General features: G+C 39.7%; 5 protein-coding genes, 1 tRNA gene and 1 pseudogene. 2 read left to right on the top strand and 5 right to left on the bottom strand.

The window, feature by feature from the left end:
• Positions 1-15: 15 nt before the first annotated feature.
• From PHP90_RS13555 to PHP90_RS13545, 3 genes are all read right to left on the bottom strand, one after another.
• Positions 16-103 (bottom strand) — tRNA-Ser (locus PHP90_RS13555).
• Between the two features lie 52 nt (positions 104-155).
• Positions 156-581 carry a hypothetical protein gene (locus PHP90_RS13550; RefSeq protein ID WP_299930969.1) on the bottom strand — a complete coding sequence of 142 codons (426 nt, stop codon included), beginning with the start codon at positions 579-581 and terminating at the stop codon, positions 156-158.
• Positions 582-775: 194 nt separating this feature from the next.
• On the bottom strand, positions 776-1,213 hold the full coding sequence (locus tag PHP90_RS13545; RefSeq protein WP_299930967.1) for a hypothetical protein: 438 nt from the start codon (positions 1,211-1,213) through the stop codon (positions 776-778).
• A 303-nt stretch (positions 1,214-1,516) separates the two neighbouring features.
• On the opposite strand from PHP90_RS13545, the gene PHP90_RS13540 reads away from it, so the two are divergent.
• Both PHP90_RS13540 and PHP90_RS13535 read left to right on the top strand, forming a co-directional pair.
• Positions 1,517-2,617, top strand: a complete 1,101-nt coding sequence (locus tag PHP90_RS13540) for a deoxyguanosinetriphosphate triphosphohydrolase (protein WP_299930965.1) — start codon at positions 1,517-1,519, stop codon at positions 2,615-2,617.
• Positions 2,614-3,843 carry an NAD(P)/FAD-dependent oxidoreductase gene (locus tag PHP90_RS13535; protein ID WP_299930963.1) on the top strand — a complete coding sequence of 410 codons (1,230 nt, stop codon included), beginning with the start codon at positions 2,614-2,616 and terminating at the stop codon, positions 3,841-3,843. Before PHP90_RS13540 ends, PHP90_RS13535 begins: the two co-directional genes overlap by 4 nt.
• Positions 3,844-3,889: 46 nt before the next feature.
• Here PHP90_RS13535 and dinD read toward each other — a convergent pair whose 3' ends face one another.
• Together dinD and PHP90_RS13525 are read right to left on the bottom strand one after the other, a co-directional pair.
• Entirely contained in the window at positions 3,890-4,735 is an 846-nt protein-coding gene (gene dinD / locus PHP90_RS13530) for a DNA damage-inducible protein D (protein ID WP_299930961.1), read from the bottom strand.
• Between the two features lie 61 nt (positions 4,736-4,796).
• Positions 4,797-5,422 (bottom strand): annotated as a pseudogene (locus PHP90_RS13525) (hypothetical protein); the annotation flags it as partial.

Here is a 5,422-nt window from a genome sequence, read left to right as displayed (position 1 = left end):
GGTTCTAAAGGGGTATGGCGGACAGCTAGAGATTCGAACTCTAGGTAGGTTGCCCTACACACGCGTTCCAGGCGTGCGCCATCGACCACTCGGCCAGCTGTCCATTTTAAGAAAGAATGAAATTGTATCCAATATAGCTTAAGGGTTCACTATTATTACCAACTTCGTGTAGGTTTTTTACGAACTTGCTCCCTCTCCCATCGGTTAGATATCTGCTTGAGCCATGCAAAAAATATAATTATTAAAATTAGGGCTGCACATACTTCATATCCTATCGCCCAAATAATCAAGTAAGATGTTAAATTAAACTCAATAAAATGTTCATAACTTGCTTCAGCGATAAAAAACAGAACCAACAATCCCATCAAATATGGAATTAAAGCGATATAAATCCCTACAAAAATCCCTTCATACCCTTCAGGCGAAAATACAAAATCTCGAAAATCTAATGATTTTTTAAAAAAATTATCTTCAATCTGCCGTCTTATTTTTTGCTTTTCATTTGTATAACTTTTTGCATTTTCACGTGCCGTATCCGATATAAGCGCTGATTGATATCTTTTTTCACGATCATTTGCCATTCAAAAAGAGCCTTTTGAAATTTTTAATGTATTATAACTTTATTCTGTGAATAAAAAGTAACAAATGACTATTAAATTGGCTATTTTTTGGACATAAATGCGTCCGCTTTGTAGTGTCAATATATTATAGGTTGAAAATATAAAATTCGCTTCGACCCTGTTGTTTTTAAAACTTTAAAAGAAGCGAATTATTTTTAGAACTTATAGTGATTTTTTGGAGGCTTTTTTCGTGCTTGTTCTTTGTTCATACGATTACTAAGATGTTTAAGCCAGAATAAAAAAATTCCAACCAAAATTGAGACGGCACATACTTCATACCCTATAGCCCAGATGATGGCAAACGAGGTTAGATTAAATTGTAAAAAATATTCATAACTTGCTTCGGCAACAAAAAGATATAAAAATGACAATCCAGCCAAATAAGGGATAATTAGTATATATAGTGAGAGCACAATCCCTTCGTATCCCTCAGGCGAGAAAACAAAATCACGATAATCAAGAGATTTCTTAAAAAAATCCTCTTCGATATTACGACGCGCTTTAAGATTTTCTCTTTGATATGTCTTTGCGCTATCACGTGCACTATCCGAAATTAAAGACGACTGTGTCCATTTATCATTTTTTTTATCCATATTTCATACCTTGACTCGTAATAAATAATTATATCTTGTTTTGCGATGTATACCGTTTTATTATGAAAAGAAATAGAAATTAAAGTAAGCATATAGCAAACCGAAACACGCAGATGCAGTATTTCGGTCAAACTAACGAAGGAGAATCGAATCACCATTGTAGAAAAGAAGTGTTAATTTTGTGTAAAGATTTTCAAATTTTTGCACAAAAAAATATTAGAACTGTATTTTTTATAGCGTTAGCCGTTTTTAGGAGCGCTATAAATCACTGTATAATACTTTTACACTATACAAAGGGTTCCTGTGCTCCCAAACCAACGTTTTTATCCTATCAGTGATGATTTCCGCTCTCCCTATGCCCGAGATCGTGATCGCATTATCCATTCCGGAAGTTTTCGCCGTCTCGAATACAAAACACAAGTTTTTTTAAACTCGCAAGGTGATTTCTTCCGTACCCGTCTCACCCACAGTATTGAAGTAAGCCAAATAGCCCGTTCGATCGCATCTCATCTGGGACTGGAAGAGTCATTAGCCGAAAGCATCGCCCTCTCGCATGACTTAGGACATACACCTTTTGGACATATCGGTGGTGACACGCTTGATGAGTGTTTACGCGAGCGGGGATTTACGAGCGGATTCGAGCACAATTTTCAGAGTTTCCGTGTTGTTACGAAGCTCGAACAGCGTTATAAAGCATTTTTGGGTCTGAATCTCACTTACGCCACTCTGGAAGGGATTTTAAAACACTCTTATCCCTATAACAAAGCGTTTTTGCCCGACAGTGTCCGTGAAGCATTCTCGCTTGATACCCACCCAAGCATCGAAGCAATGATCGTTGACCGTGCCGATGAGATCGCCTATATCAGCCACGACATAGACGACGGTGTTGCTTCGGGGTTAATAACATTTGAAACACTCCAATCGAGTGAACTGATCCAAACCATCTTACAAAAAGTGTATGATGAGGGGATACACGAAAACGAAGATGAAATGTTCCGCTACCGTTTCAGTTCCCATCTTATCAATCATCTGGTCTATTCATTGCTCGAGTATTCCAAAGATAAAATCGATAACACGAGGGTGTTAGCCTCCGTTATACCGGCTTCCGAGCCGATTGTTATCGGATTTGAACCGGAACTCGAAACACAGATCAAAAAATTAAAAAAAGTTCTCTTTAAAGAACTCTATCAACACAAACACATTATGAGAAAGATGTTTGCCGGAAAACAAGCCATCATAGGGCTCTTTAACGCCCTTATGGAAGAACCGAAAATGTTGCCTCGTTATTACGTGGAACAACTGGATAGACGCAACAAACATCGTGTTATCAGTGACTATATCGCCAGTATGTCGGATCGGTATGCTATGGAGCTTTATAATGAGTTGTATGGGAGAGAGGGGTGAGTTCATCCAATAAAGTTGCTATTATCGGCGGGGGTGCCAGCGGACTGATGGCGGCACTCTTTGCCTCACGTGCCGGTGCGGATGTTACTGTCTATGAACACAACTCCGGTGTCGGAAAAAAGATATTGGCTTCCGGTAACGGACGGTGCAATATTATCAATACCACTGCCACTTTCGAAGATTATGCCGGAAATGATCCCCATTTTGTCACGTACGCTCTCAAACAGCTCAATTTTCACTATTTTGAAAAGTTCTGCAACTCTATTGGGCTGATTCTCGATGTTAAAGACGACGGCAGATGCTACCCCCTCTCAAACGAAGCCAAATCGGTCTTGATCGCTTTTAAAAGTGCGGTGAGCGAATCGGGTGTTAAAATTCTCACCGATTCAAAAGTCACAGCTATTACAAAAGAAGATTCGCATTTCTGTATTCAATCACAACAAGGCAAACACAGCTATAACAAAGTTTTGATTGCCACAGGAAGCGAAGCAGCGCCCCAACTGGGAGCATCAGCCGATGGTTATACCTTCGCAAAACAATTCGGACATGAGATCCTTCCGACCTATCCTTCGTTAGTACAGCTCCATCTCAACTCCAAAAATCATCATAAAATGGCAGGAGTCAAAACAACGGCGGAAGTGACCCTCTTCATCAACGGAAAATCCAAAGAAAAAGTCCAAGGCGATATCCTGTTTGCTGCGTACGGGATTTCAGGACTTGCTATCCTCGACATCAGCCAGAAGGCTTCCTATGCTCTCCTCAACAAACAACGTGTTAGCATTTCCCTTAATCTGCTTCCCCGTTATGACAGAACAAGTCTTGCCAATGTGATCGAGAAGCTATTCGCTTCCGTCCCGAAACATGATGTCCATACTGCGCTCTGCGGTCTCATCCCAGCCAAAATAGTGACCTACCTCCTCGAAGATGCCGTAATCTCACTCTCTACACCTGTATCCACACTCAATCCGAAAGAGGTCAAAAAGCTAACCCATCTAATCGGTGAATGGAAATTTGACGTGAGCGATACCCACGGGTTCAAACATGCCGAAGTAAGCGGCGGCGGTGTCAATACAGATCAAGTCAATAATAAAACAATGGAATCAAAACGGATAGAGGGACTCTATTTTTCGGGTGAAGTTCTCGATATCGTAGGAAAACGCGGGGGTTATAATTTTAACTTTGCATGGGCTAGCGGAATGATTGCCGGAAAAGAGATGGCGAAGTAAATTTTACTTTCCACCGTTCGTCATGAATCCACGTCCCCACTAAAGGTTATTGTTTATTTAACGTATCATTAGTCGCAAGTGCTTTTTTATTTTGTGTGTTAAGTTTTCTTTCTACCTTCTTGATGTCTTCTTGCGGCAGTATATTTTCAGGAACAATACCTCTGCTTAGCAAAGTTTGTCTAACTGCTTCGTTATTTGTAATATGTTCATTTGATATTTCTCGCTCATTTTGCATCTGTTTTTCTTTTGCATTATAAATGGTAATCTCAGAGGCAAAATCTTTTGCTTTTAATAAAATCGTGGGCATAAAATCCGCCAAAGGTTTTGTTTCTTTTATACCCCAACGCTCTTTCATTTGTGCAGTAGTGCGACCAAAAAGTGCTTGATCTCCCTTGCTTCGAATGACTGCAAAATTATCATTTCTACCAGTTTGCTCATAAATAACCTGTGAAAGTTCCTTTTCTGTATGCGCTAGCTTGGCACGTGCCTGTACTCTTTCAAATTCCAACATCTGTTGTTCTATGAGTTCCGCTTTTCTTGTTTGCATCGCAAAATAAGTTTGAGCAAATGCAATTTCCTGCTTTTTGCTGTCTCCATTTTGTGCAATGAGATAACAAGCATAACGAGTTAGCATAATATCGTCTATCTCTTTGACCGCAGATTTTGGCATTTCGATCGTTTTGCCGACGTCGGCAAAATGATCGGAAACATTCTGATTTGACACTTCGCACGCAATTTTTGCTTTTGCAATTACATTAACAAAGTTGCTCCATTTTGAATAACCAAGAAGCTCTTGTAAATCCCTAGCCAACCAAAATTCAACACCATCTTCTGTACGCTGTACAAAATCTTCAAAATTTGCTGTAAGGCTGAGTATGATCTCTTTTTCCATTTGCAATCCCCTCTTCTTTTAATTTTTCATAATTTACTACTGTGAATTTACCTTAAAAATCCTAGTTCATAAACCATAGGTCGAAGTTTATCCCTAATGCTTCATACACCGATTTAAATGCAGTAAAATCACTCGGTATGCCCTGACCCTCTTTATTACGTGCTTCGAGAGCTTTACGCACTTGATACCATCCCACATCGCTACGGTTGAGTTTGAGTTCATCCCGCACCGTTCGCACATCTATCATTGAAAAATAAGATTGCCACAGTTTTCGTCCTTCATCCATCACAGCGGCAGCTTCGGATGAAAGTGTTTTATCACTCAAATACTCCACCATAAAATCGGATTCAAACCGATCCGGCGAACCAACTTCTACTTCGCTAAAGGGGATAAAATGGTTCACAATTGACCATTTTTGATTGTTCCACTCGAGATCATCAGCACTGGCGGTTAGGTTACTGCCATTAAAGAGCATCCAGATCAAACAATCATTTTTAAACTCATCGGATAAGAATTCGGTGGGCTGTAAAAATTGGTCACGGTCGTTTAGCCATGTCGGCTTTATAAGACGACGAACTGAAAACATAACGGCCACTTTATCAACATTTTCAGGCACAATATAATAACCGCATCCATTGCTAAAACAAGATGAAAATATACTGGTGTGCGTGCTAGTTTGCTGTGGAT

This window comes from Sulfuricurvum sp., assembly GCF_028712165.1.
Classification (GTDB): domain Bacteria; phylum Campylobacterota; class Campylobacteria; order Campylobacterales; family Sulfurimonadaceae; genus Sulfuricurvum.
This window is presented reverse-complemented; position numbering and strand designations above follow the sequence as displayed.